The organism is Campylobacter sp. BCW_6465, from assembly GCF_001762815.1.
Taxonomy (GTDB): Bacteria; Campylobacterota; Campylobacteria; order Campylobacterales; family Campylobacteraceae; genus Campylobacter_D; species Campylobacter_D jejuni.
The window spans coordinates 48,550-68,477 of sequence record NZ_MJXN01000045.1; the positions used below are offsets into that span (position 1 = coordinate 48,550).

The 19,928-nt window shown below is 31.8% G+C and carries 20 protein-coding genes and 1 pseudogene; 11 read left to right on the forward strand and 10 right to left on the reverse strand.

The window, feature by feature from the left end:
• Positions 1–146 precede the first annotated feature (146 nt).
• The 7 genes from AJ886_RS03210 to feoB all read left to right on the forward strand — a co-directional run bounded on the left by AJ886_RS03210 (position 147) and on the right by feoB (position 7,998).
• Positions 147–509: a RidA family protein gene (locus AJ886_RS03210; protein ID WP_002862060.1), complete on the forward strand. Its 363-nt coding sequence runs from the start codon at positions 147–149 to the stop codon at positions 507–509.
• A gap of 3 nt (positions 510–512) precedes the next feature.
• Positions 513–1,952 carry a C4-dicarboxylate transporter DcuC gene (gene dcuC / locus AJ886_RS03215; protein ID WP_070287117.1) on the forward strand — a complete coding sequence of 480 codons (1,440 nt, stop codon included), beginning with the start codon at positions 513–515 and terminating at the stop codon, positions 1,950–1,952.
• A 12-nt stretch (positions 1,953–1,964) separates the two neighbouring features.
• Entirely contained in the window at positions 1,965–3,128 is a 1,164-nt protein-coding gene (locus AJ886_RS03220) for a trans-sulfuration enzyme family protein (RefSeq protein WP_070287118.1), read from the forward strand.
• 9 nt (positions 3,129–3,137) lie between these two features.
• Positions 3,138–4,505, forward strand: coding sequence for an adenylosuccinate lyase (gene purB, locus AJ886_RS03225; RefSeq protein WP_070284097.1), 1,368 nt, complete (start codon positions 3,138–3,140; stop codon positions 4,503–4,505).
• Positions 4,506–4,513: 8 nt separating this feature from the next.
• Positions 4,514–5,854, forward strand: a complete 1,341-nt coding sequence (locus tag AJ886_RS03230) for an MmgE/PrpD family protein (protein ID WP_070287119.1) — start codon at positions 4,514–4,516, stop codon at positions 5,852–5,854.
• Positions 5,855–5,935: 81 nt separating this feature from the next.
• Entirely contained in the window at positions 5,936–6,160 is a 225-nt protein-coding gene (locus AJ886_RS03235) for a ferrous iron transport protein A (protein WP_070287120.1), read from the forward strand.
• Entirely contained in the window at positions 6,157–7,998 is a 1,842-nt protein-coding gene (gene feoB, locus AJ886_RS03240) for a ferrous iron transport protein B (protein WP_070287121.1), read from the forward strand. The genes AJ886_RS03235 and feoB overlap by 4 nt, the downstream gene beginning before the upstream one ends.
• Here the strand turns inward: feoB and AJ886_RS03245 are convergent.
• Genes AJ886_RS03245 through gap form a run of 5 tightly spaced genes read right to left on the reverse strand, consistent with a single transcriptional unit; the run spans position 7,995 to position 13,191 of the window.
• Positions 7,995–9,488 carry a hydrogenase small subunit gene (locus AJ886_RS03245; RefSeq protein WP_070287122.1) on the reverse strand — a complete coding sequence of 498 codons (1,494 nt, stop codon included), beginning with the start codon at positions 9,486–9,488 and terminating at the stop codon, positions 7,995–7,997. The two genes, feoB and AJ886_RS03245, sit on opposite strands and share 4 nt — an antisense overlap.
• Positions 9,489–9,491: 3 nt before the next feature.
• Positions 9,492–10,316 carry an enoyl-ACP reductase FabI gene (fabI, locus tag AJ886_RS03250; RefSeq protein ID WP_070287123.1) on the reverse strand — a complete coding sequence of 275 codons (825 nt, stop codon included), beginning with the start codon at positions 10,314–10,316 and terminating at the stop codon, positions 9,492–9,494.
• Positions 10,317–10,319: 3 nt separating this feature from the next.
• Entirely contained in the window at positions 10,320–10,991 is a 672-nt protein-coding gene (locus AJ886_RS03255; RefSeq protein ID WP_070287124.1) for a triose-phosphate isomerase, read from the reverse strand.
• On the reverse strand, positions 10,988–12,190 hold the full coding sequence (locus tag AJ886_RS03260; RefSeq protein ID WP_070287125.1) for a phosphoglycerate kinase: 1,203 nt from the start codon (positions 12,188–12,190) through the stop codon (positions 10,988–10,990). Before AJ886_RS03260 ends, AJ886_RS03255 begins: the two co-directional genes overlap by 4 nt.
• Before the next feature lie 2 nt (positions 12,191–12,192).
• Entirely contained in the window at positions 12,193–13,191 is a 999-nt protein-coding gene (gene gap, locus AJ886_RS03265; protein WP_070287126.1) for a type I glyceraldehyde-3-phosphate dehydrogenase, read from the reverse strand.
• 59 nt (positions 13,192–13,250) lie between these two features.
• Here gap and nadD point away from each other — a divergent pair, with 59 nt between their 5' ends.
• Both nadD and rsfS read left to right on the forward strand, forming a co-directional pair.
• Positions 13,251–13,796 carry a nicotinate (nicotinamide) nucleotide adenylyltransferase gene (gene nadD / locus AJ886_RS03270; RefSeq protein ID WP_070287127.1) on the forward strand — a complete coding sequence of 182 codons (546 nt, stop codon included), beginning with the start codon at positions 13,251–13,253 and terminating at the stop codon, positions 13,794–13,796.
• Between the two features lie 27 nt (positions 13,797–13,823).
• Positions 13,824–14,150, forward strand: coding sequence for a ribosome silencing factor (gene rsfS / locus AJ886_RS03275; RefSeq protein WP_011990735.1), 327 nt, complete (start codon positions 13,824–13,826; stop codon positions 14,148–14,150).
• 30 nt (positions 14,151–14,180) lie between these two features.
• Here the strand turns inward: rsfS and AJ886_RS03280 are convergent, their stop codons facing one another.
• On the reverse strand, positions 14,181–14,558 hold the full coding sequence (locus AJ886_RS03280; protein ID WP_002932559.1) for a DUF1090 family protein: 378 nt from the start codon (positions 14,556–14,558) through the stop codon (positions 14,181–14,183).
• Positions 14,559–14,605: 47 nt separating this feature from the next.
• A pseudogene (gene pgmL / locus AJ886_RS03285) lies at positions 14,606–15,995 on the reverse strand (phosphoglucosamine mutase PgmL).
• Positions 15,996–16,097: 102 nt separating this feature from the next.
• Between pgmL and fliL the strand changes: the two are divergent.
• Together fliL and acpS are read left to right on the forward strand one after the other, a co-directional pair.
• Positions 16,098–16,634 (forward strand): flagellar basal body-associated protein FliL, encoded by a 537-nt coding sequence (gene fliL / locus AJ886_RS03290; RefSeq protein ID WP_002855429.1) that lies wholly within the window; start codon positions 16,098–16,100, stop codon positions 16,632–16,634.
• The gene (gene acpS, locus AJ886_RS03295) at positions 16,635–16,982 is read left to right on the forward strand and encodes a holo-ACP synthase (protein WP_002866684.1); all 348 of its coding nucleotides are present in this window, start codon (positions 16,635–16,637) and stop codon (positions 16,980–16,982) included.
• Here acpS and AJ886_RS03300 read toward each other — a convergent pair whose 3' ends face one another.
• From AJ886_RS03300 to AJ886_RS03310, 3 genes are read right to left on the reverse strand one after another with little or no spacing between them, the layout of a single operon-like run.
• Entirely contained in the window at positions 16,983–17,402 is a 420-nt protein-coding gene (locus AJ886_RS03300) for a hypothetical protein (RefSeq protein ID WP_002862076.1), read from the reverse strand.
• On the reverse strand, positions 17,399–18,760 hold the full coding sequence (locus AJ886_RS03305) for a cytochrome P450 (RefSeq protein WP_052782845.1): 1,362 nt from the start codon (positions 18,758–18,760) through the stop codon (positions 17,399–17,401). The genes AJ886_RS03300 and AJ886_RS03305 overlap by 4 nt, the downstream gene beginning before the upstream one ends.
• Complete coding sequence (locus AJ886_RS03310; RefSeq protein ID WP_070241080.1) at positions 18,757–19,878, reverse strand: DUF829 domain-containing protein; 1,122 nt, start codon at positions 19,876–19,878, stop codon at positions 18,757–18,759. Before AJ886_RS03310 ends, AJ886_RS03305 begins: the two co-directional genes overlap by 4 nt.
• Positions 19,879–19,928 lie beyond the last annotated feature (50 nt).

Below are 19,928 nucleotides of genomic sequence, written 5' to 3' on the forward strand. Positions count from 1 at the left end.
TTAATATAATATTAAATTCTACTCTTTATACTTTAAAACATTTCTTAAAAATAAAATTTTATTATTATAATAATAAACTATTGACAAGTTATTATTGTAGTGATAAAATTCACTCTGCTTAATCTATATTCAACAAAGGAGAATTCATGTCAAACTATCCAAAAGCTATTGGTCCATACTCAGCTTACAGAGAAGCAAATGGACTTTTATTTATATCAGGACAACTTCCTATCAACCCTGATTCAGGCGAAATAGAAAGCCATGATATCAAAGAACAAACCAAACAATCTTTGAAAAATATCGGTGCTATTTTAGAAGAAAATGGTATCAGTTATGATAAAGTGATTAAAACCACTTGCTTTTTAGCTGATATTAATGATTTTATAGCATTTAATGAAATTTATGCTGAATTTTTTAAAGATCCTTATCCAGCAAGAAGTGCTTTTGCGGTAAAAGATCTGCCAAAAAAAGCTAAAGTAGAGATAGAGATTATCGCTCAAAAAGGCTAAAATATGCTAGGTATTATTTTATCTCTATTTAGCATTTTTTTACTTGTTTTTATGCTTTATAAAAAAATCAATGCTCACATGGCATTGCTTTTAAGTGGCTTGCTTTTACTTTCCTTAGCTGCTATTTTTGGACTTTCTCCACACATTGTTACCAAAGATTCTTTAAATTTAGGTTTTTTTGATATTTTTCAAGTTTTTAATCAAACCATGTCAAGTACATTAGCAGGGCTTGGACTTACACTTATGACTATAGCAGGTTTTTCTGCTTATATGGATCATGTAGGGGCTTCTTATGCACTTTTTAAAGTTTTTGAAAAACCTTTAAAAGCCGTAAAATCTCCTTATGTTTTACTCATAGTTGCTTATTTTATCGTGCAATTTTTAGTTCTTTTCATCCCTTCTCACGCAGGCTTGGCACTTTTACTTATGGTTACTATGTATCCTATACTTGTACGCTCTGGTGTTTCAAAACTTTCTGCCTTAAGTGTGATTGCTATTTGTCAATATATCGATCATGGACCTGGAAGTGGAAATGTGATCATGGCCTCAGAAAAAGCTGAAGTTGATCCTGCAATTTATTTTGTTCATTATCAACTCCCTACAACCTTGCCTATCATTATAGCTGTAGGTATTGCAATATATCTTTGCAATAAATTTTTTGACAAAAAAGATAATTTTGTCTTCAATGCACAAGAAATTGAAAAAGAACTAAATGAAAATGAAGGCAAAGAAAAAGAACTTAAAAAACCTCCTAGAATTTATGCGATTTTACCTATAATTCCTTTGGTTTTAATCCTAGGATTTAGTTCAGTACTCGATAGCATCTTGGTTTTAATGGGAATAAGTAGCGCTGAAGAAGTCAAAGCAGCTGCTAGTACCGCAATTAAAATGAATGTTCCAGTAGCAATGGTGATTTCAACTTTTGTGGCTATTATTTTTGAAATGATACGCTATAAAAGCATAGTAGAAACTCTTAATTCTATTATGATTTTCTTTAAAGGAATGGGACATTTATTTGTTATCACGGTTTCACTCATCGTTTGTGGTCAGGTATTTGCAAGTGGTCTTTTATCTGTAGGTTTTGTAGATACTTTAATAGAATTTTGCAAAAATGCAGGATTTGGAGTTTTGGCTATTATTATCGCCGTTTCAATCTTGCTTGCAGTTTGTGCTTTCTTAATGGGTTCAGGAAATGCAGCATTTTTTAGTTTTGCTCCACTTATCCCAAATATAGCAAAACACTTTGGAGTTGAAACTATCACCATGATAGCACCAATTCAAATCATGACGGGCTTTGGAAGATGTGTTAGTCCTATTGCACCAGCAATCTTAGCTATCTCAGCTATTGCAAAAGTAAGTCCTTTTGCCGTGATTAAAAGAACAGCTATTCCTATGCTTGTAGCGGCTATTGCAAATGTTATTATGACTTATATTTATCTTTAAAAAGGAGAAAAAATGAACTCAAAAACTAAACTTATTCATTGTGGCAGAGGTGATCAAGGCGCTGAAGTAAGATCAGTTAATCCTACACTTATGCGTGCATCAACCATACTTTTTAAAGATCACGCAACTTGGCAAAAATACAGAGAATTAAGAAAAACGGATCGTGTTTTAAGTTATGGAGCTAGAGGAACAACAACTAATTTTGAACTTGAAAAACTTATTTGCACTCTAGAGGGTGGCTATAGAGCACAACTTTTCCCAACAGGACTTGCAGCATTAGCTATGGTGCTTTTAAACTATGCAAGCAAAGATGCACATTTTTTAATTACCGATGCAATTTATGGGCCTGTAAGAACGATTTGCGAATTATTTTTAGAAAAAATGGGTGTTGAAATTGATTTTTTAAAAGCTGATGCAAGTGATGTAGAAGAAAAAATCAAACCTAATACCAAGCTTATCTTATGTGAAAGTCCAGGTTCTATACTTTATGAAATCATAGATTTACCAAAACTTTGCAAAATTGCCCATGCGCATAATATCCCTGTAGCCATTGATAATACTTATTCTAGTGGATATTTTCTAAATCCTTTAGAACTTGGAGTGGATATTTCAGTTATCGCCGCTACAAAATATCTTAGTGGACACTCTGATGCAACCATGGGTATAGTAGTAATCAACGAAAAAGAATGGAAAAATTTTGACAAACTTCCAGAAGCCTTAGGCTTTACAACAAGCCCTGATGATGCTTACTTAGTACTTCGTGGTATGAGAACACTAGATGTGAGAATGAAAGCTCATGAAAAAAGTGCTGATGAAATTGTAGAGTTTTTACAAAGCAGAAAAGAAATTAAAACAATTTTCTATCCAAAACTCAAATCCCACCCAAATCATAAAATTTTCATGCGTGATCATAAAGGTGCAAATGGTATGATTACCATAGAATTTGCAGAAGGTTATAACAAAGATGATGCTATTAAATTTGTAGATAAACTAGAATACTTTTCAATTGGTGCTAGCTGGGGTGGATATGAAAGCTTGGCCACCGTAACTACTCCACCTAGAACTGCAACAAATTGGAATGCAAGAGGGCCATTTGTAAGATTTCATATAGGTCTTGAAGATACTAAAGATTTAATTGCTGATTTAACACAAGCTTTTGATAGTATTAAAAAATAAGGAGATAAGATGACAGGAATTAGCGTATTTGATCATAGATTACTAGCAGACTCATGGAGCACGCAGGAAATGCGTGCTATTTTTTGCGAACAAAACCGCATACAAAAATGGCTCGATGTTGAAGCAGCTTTAGCAAAAGCACAAGCAAAACTTAAAATTATCCCTAAAAAAGCAGCTGATGAGATCGCAAAAAAAGCTCATTATAAATTTATGGATATGGACTTTATCTTTGCTGAATTTAAAAAGACTAAACACCCTTTAGTTCCTACTGTAAGAGGATTAGAAAAAGCTTGCGATAATAATTTAGGAGAATATGTGCATTTTGGAGTAACCACTCAAGATATCATCGATACAGGACTGGTTTTACAATTTAAAGAAGCAATGACTCTTATAAAAAGCGAATTAAAAGCTATCGCAAAAGCCCTAGCAAAACTAGCTAAAACCCATAAAAATACTGCTATGATGGGAAGAACTTTAACACTTCAAGCTTTGCCTATTACTTTTGGACATAAAGTGGCTATTTGGTTAAGCGAACTTGAGCGTCATTTTGAAAGAATACTTGAGCTTGAAAAAAGACTTTATGTAGGCAGTATAGTAGGTGCTGTAGGAACTAAAGCAAGTTTAAGTGATGAGTGCAATGAGGTAGAAAAACTCACTTTAGAAAATTTAGGACTTGATGTGCCTAATATTTCTTGGCAGAGCGCACGTGATCGCTTTATAGAGCTTGGTTTTGTGCTAGGTAATATCAACGCAACCTTTAACAAAATCGCTCATGAAATTTTAATCCTTTCACATAATGAAATTGATGAAGTTGCTGAACCTTTTGGCAAAGGACAAGTAGGATCAAGCACTATGCCACACAAAAGAAATCCTGCGGTAAGCGAAAATGCAGTTACAGTAAGCAATGCCTTTAAAGCAAATTTAGCCATTTTAAGTGATATTGAAAGACATGAACATGAAAGAGATGGTCAAGTTTGGAAAATGGAATGGAAGCTTTTACCTGAAATGTTTTTAATGCTTTCTGTGGTTTTAGCAAATATGAAATTCGCTCTTAGCGATTTAGAAGTAAAAAGAGACAAAATGCTTAAAAATTTAAATACTCTTAATGGTTTTGTTTTAGCCGAGCGTGTTATGTTTGCATTAAGCGATCATTATGGAAAACAACATGCCCATGAAATTGTTTATGAAAATGCTATGCTAGGTATAGAAAAACAAAAAACTTTTAAAGAAGTTTTACTTGCAGATAAAAGAGTATCTAAGGTATTGAAAGAAAAAGAAATTGATGCTTTACTTGATGCAACAACCTATGTAGGATATGCACCAAAACTTGTAGATGAATTTTTAGCAAAAATCAAAAATAGCGCTATCTTAAAATAGGAAAAATCATGTTCTATAGTGAAATTTTAGCGGATTTTATTTTCAATCTTAAATATGAAAATATCCCTAATACAGTTGTTCAAAGGGCTAAAGAACTTATGCTTGATAGCCTTGGAACAGCTATAGCAGCAAGCAAAGAAGAATGTGTTTTAAATGCTTTTAAAGCTTTTGAAAATTTAAGCACAGAAAAAATTACTCCTATTTGGGTAAATGATCAAAAATTAGATCCTATATACGCAGCCATGCTAGATGGCATTGCTTCTCATGCGTTAGATTTTGACGATACGCATACAGAAGCGATTTTGCATGCAAGTGCGATTTTAACTCCACTTTGTTTAAATTATGGTTTTCATGTTAGCAAAGATGCGAAAAAAATCATTAAAGCTTTTATAGTAGGCTGGGAAATTGCAGCTAGAGTAGGCATTGCAAGTAAAGGCACTTTTCATAAGCGTGGTTTTCATACTACTGCTATTGCAGGAATTTTTGGAAGCGTGAGTGCAAGTGCAATCTTGCTAGATCTTAACAAAGAACACATCATCAATGCTTTAGGACTTGCAGGAAGTTTTGCAAGTGGGGTTAATGAGTTTTTATCCAATGGATCTAATTCAAAAGTTTTACATATTGCCAATGCTATTAAAAACGGCATTATGGTAGCTCATTTTGCTAAAAACAATATGAGTGGGCCTTTGAGTATTTTTGAAGGTAGGGATAATATCTTTAAATGTTTTGGTATAGAAGAAGAATGCGATAAAACAGAACTTAGCAAAGCCTTAGGTGAAATTTGGCAAACCATGCAAGTTTCAATCAAGCCTTATCCAAGTTGTCATTTTGCTCATGGGCTTATTGATTGTGCCATTGCTTTAAAAAATGATGGTTTAAAAGCTGATGAAATTAAAAGTATTCATTGCTTTGTAGATGAAGTTCCTATTTCTTTTATCTGTGATCCTTTGGAAGCAAAATACACTCCAAATAGTGCTTATGAAGCTAAATTTTCCATGCCTTTTTTGATGTCTCTAGGATTCTTTGACGGTAAAATCACTCTTGAATCTTATGAAAATTTAAAGCGTGAAGAAGTACTAGAATTTGCTAAAAAAATCAGTTACGAAAAAAGAAAATCTCAAGGCTTTCCAAAATATTTTCCAGGGCATTTAGAAGCCAGTTTGCAAGATGGACGCATAATCCAAAAAGATGTTTTTATCAATAAAGGTAATTTTGATAATCCACTAAGTTTTGAAGAATTAAAAGCTAAATTTTTAGCCAATACACAAATTTACCTTGATAATGCTAAAACTAACAAAATTCTAGTTCAAATCATCAATCTAGAAAATTTAAACCACTTTTCTTTTTAAATATTAATCCTTCTTTTTATAAGAAGGATAATTTCATTACACTTTTTTATTATAATATTTATTATTAATTTAGGAATTACAATGACTTTAAACGAGTTAAAAGATGGACAAAAGGCTATTATTGTCAATTTAAACGCTTACAAAGAACTCAAAAATAGACTTTTAAGCTTTGGATTTATTAAAAATAAAAACTTGAAAAAAATTCACTCCTCTTTAAAAAATGCCACCATAATGGTAGAACTTGATACAAGTTGCGTTATCCTAAGATCTGATGAAGCTAAAACCATAGAAGTGAATCTTATATGAAAAAAATCAAAATAGCCCTTGTAGGTCAGCCTAATGTAGGCAAAAGTCTTCTTATTAATGCACTTTGCAAAGCCAATATGAAAGTAGGAAATTTTAGCGGAGTTACTATAGAAAAAGCAAGTGCAAAAACTTTTTACAAAAACTATGAATTTGAAGTTATTGACTTGCCAGGAACTTATTCTTTAGATGGATATAGCGAAGAAGAAAAAATCACACGTCATTTTTTAAATCAAAATGACTATGATGTTATTGTTAATGTTTTAGATGCTACCAATTTAGAACGCAATCTTATCCTTAGCGCAGAACTTTTAAGCCTTAATAAAAAAATGCTTTTAGCTTTAAATATGTACGATGAAGCCAAAAAAGAAGGTATAGAGCTTGACACTTCTATTTTAAGCCAAGAATTTCAAAGTCAAGTTATTGAAATTTCAGCAAAAACAAAAGAAAATTTAGAACTTTTACTGCAAAAAATTATTATTTTATTTGAAAGTAAATTTATTCCAAGATCCCAATTTTACACTCCGCTTTGCGAAAAAAGTCCAGAAAAAGAAGATTTATTATATTTTATTAATGAACTTTCAAAAAAAATTATCACACACAAAAAAGAAGAAAGAAATTTAACCAAAAAAATCGATGCCTTACTAATCCATAAATTCTTTGGCTTACCTATATTTTTATTTTTAATGTGGCTTTTATTTCAACTCACCTTTAGCTTAGGACAAATTCCTATGGACTATATAGAATCGGGCTTTAATACCTTAGGTGAATTTGTTAAAAACAATATTTCTAATACCTTTATCGCTTCAGCTTTGGCTGATGGGATTATCGCAGGTGTTGGTGCTGTGATACTTTTTTTGCCTAATATAATGATTTTATTTTTAGGCATAGCTCTTTTAGAAACCACAGGCTATATGTCAAGAGTAGCTTTTTTACTTGATGGAATTTTACATAAATTTGGTTTGCATGGTAAAAGTTTTATTCCACTAATCACTGGTTTTGGTTGTTCAGTACCTGCTTTTATGGCTACACGCACTCTTAAGAATAAAAGAGATAGGCTTTTAACTCTTTTTGTGATCAATTTTATGAGTTGCGGGGCAAGACTTCCTGTATATGTGCTTTTTATCGGCGCTTTTTTTCCAAGTGAAAAAGCAGGAAATTATCTTTTTGGAATTTATATTTTAGGTGCGATTTTAGGACTTTTTGCTGCAAAATTTTTAAGAATGACAGCATTTCGTGGACTTGATGAACCTTTTGTTATGGAAATGCCAAAATATCGTATGCCAAATTGGCATTTAGTTTGGTTTATGGTTTATAATAAAGCCAAAATGTATCTTAAAAAAGCAGGAACTTTCATACTTTTGGCCTCTTTGCTTATATGGTTTGCTAGTAATTTTCCAAAAAGTGAAGAAAATTTAAATGATTTTAATGCTCAAGAAAGAGCTATAAAACAAAGTTATTTAGGACAATTTGGCAAAGGCATAGAACCTATTTTTCAACCCCTTGAGTTAGATTGGAAATTAAGCGTATCTTTAATCAGTGGTTTGGCTGCTAAAGAAGTGATGATTTCAACTATGGGAGTGCTTTATTCACTAGGAAAAGATGTAGATGAAACAAATAATGATTTAAAAGGAATTGTCGCTAAAAATATACCCATACCAAGTGCAGTGGCTTTTATTTTATTTGTAATGATTTATAATCCTTGCTTTGCAGCAACTATAGTGTTTTCAAAAGAAAGCGGAAAGCTAAAATACACTCTTTTTCTCTTTCTTTTTACCTGCACAAGTGCTTATATAGTAGCTTTTATAGGACTTCATATCACTAAAATTTTATTAAATTAACTTGCTTTTAATGATGAAATTTTAGTAATATTATCTTCAAAAGCTTTTAAAATGCTATAAGCAATACCTTCAAAATCAAGTCCGCCGCAAAGATAGATTAAAGTCATACGAAAAGATTTACTCACATCAAGCTTTGGTTTTTCAGCGTTCATATTCAACTTAAAATCATAAGGACTTGCATGTTTAAAAGCGTAATTTTTTGCCGCAATTAAAAAATCATTCTTATCTTTTAAAAACTCACCTTTAACTAAAATAAAACTCATCTCAAGATATTTCCAAAAATCTTTTGAAGGCATGGAATTTTCATCAAAATTTTGCTCTATAAAAGCATAGTTTTTTTCAAAGGATTTTTTATAATTTTCTACAAGCAAAGCGCCTAATTTATTTTTAGCTATATTTTGTAAAATAAGTTTTATATTGCTTTCAAATTCAAAATCTATTTGTTTTAAAATTTTAATTTGCTCTTCTATAAAAAATTCTTGTTTTAACTCTTCATTGCAAAGTTTAGCGTAAGAAAAAATATTTGCCATAGGCTTTTCATAATTTCCAAACTCATCCCAAAAATTTTTCTCACTACAGGCTATGCAACCATGTCCTGCAGCCACTGGCCAAGAAGTTTTAGCATTAAATTTCACTTTAGGGCAGTTATTGTAAGTATAAGGTCCTTTACAACCTATCTTAAATAAACAAGCTCCATTCTTTGCAGCTTCATCATCAAAATGTTCAGCAAAAATCCCACTTTCAAATTTCGCCTTTCTTTCACACATATCATGCAAACATTTACCATAAGCCCACACAGGACGATTTTGCTCATCAAGTTCAGGCAAAATTCCAAATAAAGCAAAAAAACTTAAAGTCGCAATGATATTTACATCACTTGGAGGACAACCTGGAATATTTACTACTTTTTGACTTAAGACTTCACTAATACCACAGGTTTTGCTAGGATTTGGATAGGCAGCTTGAATACCACCATAACTTGAACAAGTGCCCACTGCAAAGATAGCCTTGGCTTTAGCAGCTAGTTTTTCTAAAATTTCATAGCCACTCTCTCCTTGTACTCCTATAGTAAGAAAAAAAGTATCAATCGCTGCAACACCACCTTCAACCGCTAAAATAAAATCTTCTTCTAAAACATACTCTAAAAGCTCTTCGGCTTTAGTGCCATTTGCTGCCATTAAAGTTTCATGATATTCTAAAGAAAAAAAATCAAAAATAAGCTCATCAAAACTTGGCAACTCAGAACGCAACAAACTCTCGCTACACCCTGTACATTCACAAAGATGAAGCCATACTAACTTTGTTTTAGGTGCGATTTGAAAAAATCTTTGAGCAAGAGCTGGAATTTCATTGCCTAAAGATAAATGCCTAGCAAGAATTTTTACACTTTCTTCATTGATAACCTTATCCTCTTTTAAAGTAGAATTTTCAAGTTTTTTAATGCGATCTTCAAGTATATTTTTTAATTCTTCATTGCTAAGCTTTGCCATTTTTTATCCTTTTTGATTATCCCAACAAAGAACAGTTTGCCCTTCTTCATTTTTTTCAACATCACCCATACCCATGATGTTATATCCTGCATCAACATAGTGTATTTCACCTGTAACACCATTTGCCAAATCGCTAAGTAAATACATAGCCGAATTTCCTACATCTTCTATACTAACATTGCGTTTTAAAGGAGAATTGATTTCATTGTATTTTAAAATCATTCTAAAATCCCCTATTCCACTTGCTGCTAAAGTTTTAATAGGACCTGATGAAATAGCATTAACACGAATTCCTTTTACCCCTAAATCTCTTGCTAAATAACGCACAGAACTTTCAAGTGCAGCTTTTGCTACACCCATAACATTATAATGAGGTACATATTTAACCCCACCAAGATAACTTAAAGTCAAAATCGAACCCTTATCTTTTAAAATAGGTAAAACTGCACGTGTTAAAGAAAGTAAAGAATACACAGAAGTTTGCATAGCTATATCAAAAGCTTCTTTTGAAGTTTCTAAAAAAGAATTTTCTAAAGCTTCTTTTGGAGCAAAAGCAACCGCATGCACTACAAAATCAATCTCGCCTAAATCTTTTTTGATTTTTTCAGCGATAGAATCTAAATGCTCATTATTGTTTACATCAAGCTCATAAACAAAATTAGAATTAAACTCTTGTGCTATAGGTTCTACGCGTTTTTTTAAAGCATCATTTAAAAAAGTAAAAGCAAGCTCGGCTCCTTGATCAAAACATGCTTTTGCTATGCCATAAGCGATAGATTTATTATTTGCAACCCCTACAATAAGGCCTTTTTTACCTTTCATAATCATCTTTTATCCTTTGATTAATTTTATAAAATTTTCTACTTTTAAAGCTGCAGAGCCTATCAAAACTCCACCACAATATTTTACACTTAGAATTTCTTTAATATTATTTTCATTCACACTTCCACCATAAAGCAAAGGTGCCTTAGTTAAACTCGCTAAAAATTCAAGCACTTTAGCAATATCTACACTTTGCGCACTCACTCCCATTCCTATAGAATAAATAGGCTCATAAGCAATGATGAGTTTTTCATAATTTAAATCAATAATTTCAAGTTGTTTTTTTAAAAACTCTAAAGTCTTACCTGAATTTTTTGTATCTAAATTTTCACCTATACAAAAAACAATTTTATAAGCGTGCTCTTTGGCAAAATTAAATTTAGCCTTAATAAGTTCTTCATCTCCTAAGGCTCTTCTTTCAGAATGCCCAATTAAAACGCATTTGATCCCAAATTCGTCCAAATGCTCTTTTCCAAGTTCGCCTGTAAAAGCACCATTAACACAAGGATAAAAATTTTGCGCTCCTTGTATGAAGTTATTTTCATTTTCTAAAAATGCTATACTAGGAGGAAAAACGATGATATCATCACATTTTGCTCCCATGGTTTTATTTAAAATTTCAGCATAAATTTTAAAGCTTGCCCTTGTGTGATTGCATTTTAAATTTGCAGCAAAGATCATTCATTTTCCTTAGATCTTAAAGCTTTTACGCCTGGAAGTTCTTTACCCTCTATAAGTTCGAGAGAAGCACCCCCTCCAGTAGAAATAAAAGTCATCTCATCTGCATCGCCTGCGCGCGCAACCACATCAGCCGTATCACCACCACCAACAACAGAAGTTGCATGTCCTTCGCTGATATAATGACTCATTTTAATACTGCCTTTTGAAAATTTGTCAATCTCAAAAACACCCATAGGTCCATTCCACCAAATCGTTTGCGCATCAGAAATCACCTCTTTAAAAAGTCTCACACTTGCAGGTCCTATATCTAAACCCATCCAACCATTTGGAATTTCTTGTACTGGAACAAATTTCATCGGCGTATCTTGTGAGCACGCAGGAGCGGCTACAACATCTACTGGAAGATAAATTTTCACTCCTAAATTTTTACCCTTGGTAAGAATTTTATTAGCTTCTTCTAAAAGTTCTTCTTCTAAAAGTGAATTTCCTATATCATAACCTAAAGCTTTTAAAAAAGTGAATGCCATACCTCCACCTATGATTAATTTATCTACCTTTGGCAATAAATTTGTCAATGCTTGAAGTTTTCCACTTACCTTTGAACCTCCAACAACAGCGACAAAAGGACGTGCTGGATGTTTGATAAGATTGCTTGCAAAATCAATTTCTTTTTGGAGTAAAAATCCTGCACCTTTGTGTTTTTCATCAAAAAATTTAGTAATAGCCTCCACACTAGAATGTGCTCTATGACATACTCCAAAAGCATCATTGACATAAACTTGAGCCATAGAGGCAAGTTCTTTGGCTAAATTTTCATCATTTTTAGTTTCGCCTTTTTCAAAACGCAAATTTTCAAGAAGTAAAATTTCACCCGCTTTTAAATTCATAGCTTTGGTTTTTGCATCTTCGCCGATAACATCTTTTGCCATAATAATTTCTTTATCTAAAAGTCTAGCAAGACGCTTAGCAACAGGTTCTAAAGAATACTTGGAACTAATTTCTTTTGGACGCCCTAAATGAGAGGCTAAAATCACACTACAACCATTATCCAAACAGTATCTTATCGTAGGAATAGCTGATCTTATGCGTCTATCATCGGTGATGTTTAAAAAATCATCTTGAGGAACATTAAAATCACATCTTATAAAAACTTTTTTCTTAGCTAAATCAATATCTTTTATAGAAATAATATCACTCATGATTAAGCCCTATTTGCAATATATACTGCCATATCTACTAGACGACTTGAATAGCCCCATTCATTATCATACCAAGCAATTACCTTGATAAAATCATCCATAATCACTTGAGTTAAATCACTTGCCACAATTGCTCCATAAGAACAAGTGATAAAATCACTTGAAACTCTTTCATCATCATCTACCATTAAAATGCCTTTTAAATTTGTAGTTGCAGCTTTTCTAAAAGCTTCATTGATTTCATCTTTGCTGACTTTGCGGCTTAGTTGCGCAGTTAAATCCACGCTTGATACATCAATCACTGGCACACGCATACTTTGTCCGTGAAGTTTGCCATTAAGTTCAGGCATAACAAGTTTCATAGCTTTTGCTGCGCCTGTAGAAGTTGGAATGATATTTTGTGCTGCAGCACGAGAACGGCGTTTATCTTTAGCTTTAGCATCAATAATACTTTGTCCATTTGTATAAGCATGTATTGTTGTCATAAGTCCTTTTTCGATACCAAAATTATCTTGTAAAACACGACAAACAGGACCTAAACAATTTGTTGTACAACTTGCATTAGAAATAATGCTTTCACCCTTGTAAAGTTCTGAATTTACTCCTAAAACATAAGTAGGTGTATCATCTTTTGCAGGAGCACTCATGATCACTTTTTGCACTCCCATATCTATAAATTCTTGACATTTTGCCATAGTTAAATGCGCCCCTGTGCACTCTAAAACAATTTGTGCGCCGTATTTTGCAAAGTCAAGATCTTTTACATTGCGACTTTTAAATACTTTGATTTTTTTACCATTTACCACTAAATCATCGCCTTCACTATCAACACTGCCTTTAAATTCACCATGTACTGTATCGTATTTAAAAAGGTATTTTGTAAGTTCAATATCCGTAGTATCATTTATCGCCACAAGCTCAATATCATTTCTTTCTAAGATGATTCTTGCAACACATCTGCCTATGCGTCCAAAACCATTTATAGCAACTTTTACAGCCATTTAATTTCCTTTTGCAAAATATAATGTTAATATTCTACAAAAAAAAGGTTAAAAATTTAATGAAGATAGCACTTTTTGGTGGCAGTTTTGATCCACCACATAATGGTCATAATAGCGTTGTTTTAGAGGCTTTAGAGAAATTAGATATTGACAAATTTGTTATTATGCCTACTTATATCAATCCTTTTAAACAAAGTTTTAGCGCTGATGAAAAGCAAAGATTTTTATGGGTTAAAAAACTTTGGGGGCATTTGCCAAAAGTTGAAATTTGTGATTTTGAAACCAAGCAAAAACGCCCTGTTCCTAGTATAGAAAGCGTTAAGTATCTTTATAAGCTTTATAATCCTAGTAAATTTTATCTTTTAATCGGCGCAGATCATTTAGAAAAACTTCATCTTTGGCATGATTTTGAAAAACTTAATTCTTTAGTAGAATTTATTATTGCCAATCGCAATGATATAGAAATTCCTAAGAATTTCAAAGATTTAAAAACCGATAAAAAAATCGCTTCTTCTTTCATACGCAATACTTTAAATACAAATGAAGTTTGTGAAGAAATTAAAGATGAAGTAAAAAAATATTATGAAAAATTACAAAAAAATTGATACAATTTCAAAAATTAAAGGAAAAGAATGCAAGAAAGAATAGATTTAATTGTTAAAATTTTAGATGAAAAAAAAGCTGAAGATATCAAAACCATTGACATGAGCGAGCAAGAATACTTTGTAAAATATGTCATTATCGCAGCTACTTTAGGAGAAAGACACGCCCTATCTTTGATCGATGAGCTTAAAACACAACTTAAAGCCAAAGGTGAGGAATTTCTAAACATAGATAGTAGTGAAGAATGGAGCGTGATTGATCTTGGTGATATTTTAATCCATCTTTTAACACCAGAACACAGAGGAATTTATAATATAGAAGAATTATTAGAAAGTCTTAAAAAAGGTAGGGTTTAAAAAGGCTAAATTTAATTAACCTTTTAATTTTTAGAGATTATCAATATATTCTTTAATTTCTTTTTTGATTTTCTCTTTTTGTTCTTTTAAAGCTTCTTTTTTAGCTTTATACTCAGCCTTACTCATATAATCTTTTTGTTCTTTTAAAGCATCAAGTTCTTTTTCGATTTTTTCCACTTCTTGTTCTTTAAGTTTTTTAGCTTCTAACTTTTTATCATAAAACATAGGATCTTTAGCACAATCATTTTGTACTTGTTTTAAAGCAAGCTCCAAGCTTAAAGTTCTAGCTGTATCATTATGCGCTTTAGAAAAACTAATTTCTTTATTGATACGATCGATTTTTCTATCACATTCACTTGCACCAAAAGCAAAGGCACATAACGAAAGTAGAACAAGTATTTTTTTCATTTTTAATTCCTTTTTAAAATAAATTTAAATCGCGAAATATTATCTCATCAATTCTTAAGCCTAGCTTTTATATCATCAAATAAAGTAAATACCATACTTTCAAGCTCTTTTGCTCTTTCTAAAGAAGTTGCTTCAAAGCGTGTGATAAGATAAGGGCTGGTGTTAGACGCACGAAGCAAAGCCCATCCATCGCCAAAATCTATCCTAGCTCCATCGATTTCACAAAGACTTTTAACACCTTTTAAAGCTCCTTTTTCAATCTCTTTTTGAAATTCTTCCACAAGTTTAAATTTTTCTTCTTCATTTACAGGGATTTTAATTTCAGGTGTAGTATAAAGTTTTGGTAAAGCTTTAATCATACTTTCTAAATCAAAACCCTTATAAACAAGTTCTAAGGCTCTTAAAAATGCGTAAATTCCATCATCATAACCAAAATATCTATGTTTAAAGAAAATATGTCCACTCACTTCAGCAGCCAAATCAATATCTTTTTCTTTCATCATTTTTTTAATATTAGAATGTCCTGTTTTTCCCATAAAAATAGTTCCAAATTTAGCCACTTCATCAAAAAGATTTTTAGAACATTTTACCTCACCTAAAATGCGTGGATTAGGAATATTTTTAGCAAACAAATAACAAAGCTCATCCCCGCAAAATACATGAGTTTTACTCAAAGCAACCATTCTATCAGCATCCCCATCAAAAGCAAAAGCTAAAGAATAATCTTGATTTTGATTTAAAAACTCTCTAATTGCACTTAAGTTTTCTTCTTCTGTAGGATCTGGAGCGTGGTTTGGAAACTGTCCATCAGGCTCTGCAAACATTACATGAGCTTTTAAATTTAAAGCCTTGATTAAAGGCTTTATCACCACTCCAGCCGCACCATTTGTGCAATCAACACCAAATTTATAATTAAAATCCTTTAAAAAACTAAATTGCTCGCACATAAATTTCACATAAAGGCTTAAAATATCGTATTTTTCTACTTCTAAATTTTCTTCAATCTCATCATCTAAATGCTTATAAACTTCTTTTGAAAACTCTTTTAATTCTACACCAAAAAAACTTTCTTTATTGATAGTGATTTTAAAACCATTATAATCTTTTGGGTTATGAGAGCCTGTTATCATAACATTTGCATCAAATTTCAAGCCCTCATAAAGACTAAAATACCCCAATGGAGTTGGTACAAGCCCTATATCATAGATTTTTATTCCCGCTTTGTTAAGTCCACTTACTAGATAATTAAAAAGTTCATTTGCACTATATCTTGCATCATAGCCCACACTTACATTTTTACAGCCTTTATTTAGCATGGTTTGTCCCAAGCAAAAACCTATAGCCTTAACACTTTTTTCATTTAGTTCTTTGCCATAAAGCCCTCTTATATCATATTCTCTAAAAATCACATCTAACATTTTTTTCCTTTAAATTCATCTCTTCTTTAACCTAAATTTATCGTTTTTCTAAAGCAAATTTGGATAGAAAAGAAATTTTTGCTACAATTCTACATTAATTTCACTAAATGAAGGAAAATTTATGGATGAAGAATTAGAAAACGAAGAAACGAAAAAGAAAAAAGGCGGTTCACTTGTAATTATTATTGTTATTTTACTTTTTGTTTTACTTCTTAGTATTATGGGAGTGATTGCTTGGCTTATTTCAAGCAGTTCAAGTGATGAAAGTGAAGTCAAAGAAGCTCCAAAAGAAGAAGCAAAAGCTGATAAACCTAAAGTTTCAGCTCCTACTCAGCGAGGTAGTGATTTTGCTAATATAGGTCCTATGTACCCACTTGATCCTTTTACCCTAAATTTACTTAGCGATAGCGGCTCAAGATATGTAAAATGCACTATAGAACTAGAACAAAATAGCGAACTTTTAAAACCTGAACTTGATAAAAAAGTCCCGGTGATTCGTGATATTATTATTCGTACATTAACAGCTAAAACTTTTGAAGAAGTAAGTACACAAAAAGGCAAAGAACGTTTAAAAGATGAGCTAGTTGGAAAAATCAATGAAATTTTAACCGATGGCTTTATTAAAAATGTTTATTTTACGGATTTTGTAGTTTCTTAAATGCGTGTAGGCTGTGATATCATCGCCATTTCTAGGATAGAAAAAATTCATTCTAGACATGGCAAAAATTTTTTGGATAAATTTCTAAGCCCAAAAGAACAAATACTCATTAAAAATCCAGCAACTCTAGCAGGTCTTTGGGCTGCTAAAGAAGCTGCTAGCAAGGCTTTGGGTGTTGGAATTTGTGAATTATGCAGTTTTTTTGATATTGAAATATCAAAAGATGAAAAAAACGCGCCTAAATTAAAATATTCTCAAAAAATTACAAAAAATTTTAATATCACTCAAACTTCCCTAAGCATTTCTCATGATAATGGTTTTGCTATAGCCATAGTGGCTATAGTTTGATTATTTTCCTATAGTTTGCTTGTCTAAATTTCTTGAAAGTATGAAATCTACCACAGGTTGTTCTCTTTTATTTGCTCTTTTACAATGATCTTTTTGAAAAAAATCTGTGATTTTTATAACAATCCTTGCCCATTTTTTACGATTTCTTTCACGCCACGCATGAGAAGAAACGCTCTCCCAAGCATAGCCATTAAACAAGCTTGCATTTACAAAATGATCTAAGGCTCTAACACCCTGTCTTGCTCGTGCGGTATTAAAAAAAGTTCCTATAATCACGATAAAAAGATATCCTAAAACTGCTAAAGGTACTATTGCACAAAGCAGAATAGTCCCTGCTAATTTTTCTTTTAAGCTTCCTTTTAAAGTGCGTTTTACACGACGACGAAAATTGGCACGAATTTTAGTTCTAACTCTTTTCATAACTCTCTTTTGCTAAATTTTATCCTCATACCATTAGCCGAACGCACTGTTAAACGCCCTACTACATCAGGTACAAAACCTTCTTCAAGTTCTAGCTTGTAAGTTTTTAAAATATTAGCCAAAATCAAAATCGCTTCTTGCATAGCAAAACCTTGTCCTATACAAATTCTTTCCCCTACCCCAAAAGGCAAATAAGCATCTTTTTTGTATTCTCCTTCAAAACGAGAAGGATTAAACCCATGTGGATTTGTCCAAAATTCTTCATGTCTGTGTATCAGCCAAGGAGCAATCACCACCCCAGAACCTTTTTTAATAAGCTTATCTCTAACTTGGGTATCTTTTTTTGCCTCTCTTGCAAAAAATCCAACAGGAGGATAAAGTCTTAAAGATTCTTTAAAAATATTTGTTAAGTATTTAAACTGTCTTAGGTGAGAAATTTCAATGGCTCCACCCTGTAAAACCTGAGTAATCTCCTCACAAGCTTTTTCTTGCTCCTTAGGATAAAGACTAAGCAAATAAAGCGTCCATGTCAAAGAACTTGCTGTGGTTTCATGTCCTGCTAAAAAAAGCATAGCCACTTGATCTAAAATTTCCTCAAAAGAAAAACGCTTATTCGTATCCGCATCCACTACTAAAAGCAAAGATCCTAAAATATCTTCAAATTCTGCATTATCTGCCATATCATATCTTGGCTTTATGATGTCACTTAAAACCTGTCTGATCACATCTCCAGCCTTAGCACGCTTACGATCTCCTAAAACATAAGAAAGCCATTTTGGAAAACGAAACATACGACGCATGGCTGTATGCACACTTTGCTCTTGAAAAGTCACAAAGGCATTTAAGATTTTTTTACCTTTTTCCTCATCGAGTTTTGAAGACATAATGGTGCGAAAAATCACATCAGCGGTAATAAAAGTCATAGCTTCATCTACTTCAATAACAGCATGATTTGGATACTTGCTAAAACGATCCATCATATCTGCCACAGCTTCACTCATAAGATTAAACACTTTATTGATACGAGTCATTTCAAAACTTGGACGCAAAAGCTCTCTTTGCTTTTTCCAAACTTCACCATTTGTAGTAAAAATGCTCTCCCCTAAAAGCGGACTTAAAAGCTCATGCAAAAATGCACTTTTAGGAAATTCTCTAACCTCATCAACCATCATTCTTTTAACTTCTTTAGTGTCATTTATAACATAAAGATCAAAATTTGGCATCTTTACATAGCCTGTTTGCATTTTATAACTACGCTCATAAAGCCCATCAAGCCAAGATCTACGTTTTAACAAAAAAGTTAAAAGTGTAGAAGCTTTATTTTTATAAGGTTTTGGAAAAAAGGGACATTCACTCATATTTTTACCTTTTCTTCTAAAAATTTAGGCATTATGATGAAAGAAAAAAAATCATAATCACCTTTAACACTAATACTATAAAGATATAAAAAGTGCGCTTTGTTTTTATCTCTTTTTATTTTTTTATACTCATGTTTTTCATATAAAGTGTGAAATTTAGCACTTAAAAATGGGGGTGTAAATTTAGCATTTACACCACTCGTGCGGAAAAAATCCACTTGAGGAAAACATGCTCCATCAATAATCGATGTGTAATCATACCATTTTAAATCAAACCTTGAAACAAATTCAAGCTTCTTTCTAAATTCATCTGCTTTTTTTTGATAACTCACTAAAGGTATGCATTCTCCTAGAGTAAGAATTTTTAATTTACGAAGTAAAGATAAATCTAAATTTTGTCTCAAAATATACTCCAAAACTTCTATACAAACTATAGTTCCAACACTATGCGCTACCAAAATAAGCTCATAATCTTGTTTGCTTTCGTTTTGTTTTAGCTTCTCCACTATAACATTTGCAAAAAGTTTGATTCTTTCTTGCATAATGCCTGTTTTTTTATCTTGCCAAGTAGCACAAAAAGCACAAATTCTTGCTATCCAAAATACAGCTAATTTCTTACCTAATTTAAATAAAAAATGATTTAGTAAAAACCCTAAAAAACATCCTATGATGACAGCTAAAGAAAAATGCATATAATTTTGCAAAAAAGCAAAACTTCCAAAAGCTAAAACCAAAGAAAATAATAAAGAAAATAACACATAAAAAAAAGGATAATAACCTGTGATAAGCTGATAAATCGACTCTTTGCCAAATTTGATAAAAAGCCCTGTAATAGTATAAATTCTAAAAAAACTATAACAATCCGCTAAGGCATCTTTATAATTTTCTGACCAATTTTTCTTAACAATATCATTCCATGTTAAAAAATGATATTTAGTTTGCACTCCTTCGCAAGAAATTTGAAAAAAAGGAAATTGCTCATTTTTTTCAATTTTACTTAAATCAGTCTTAATGTTAAAAGCATGAGAATAATCTTTTAGGTTTTTTTTAAATAAATCATAATAAAATCTATAACTTTTAGGATCATATCCTGCTATATAAAATACTTCCCTATCCATACAATATTTCTTTTTTGCTTTTAATTATAACAACTTTGCTTTAAAAGCTC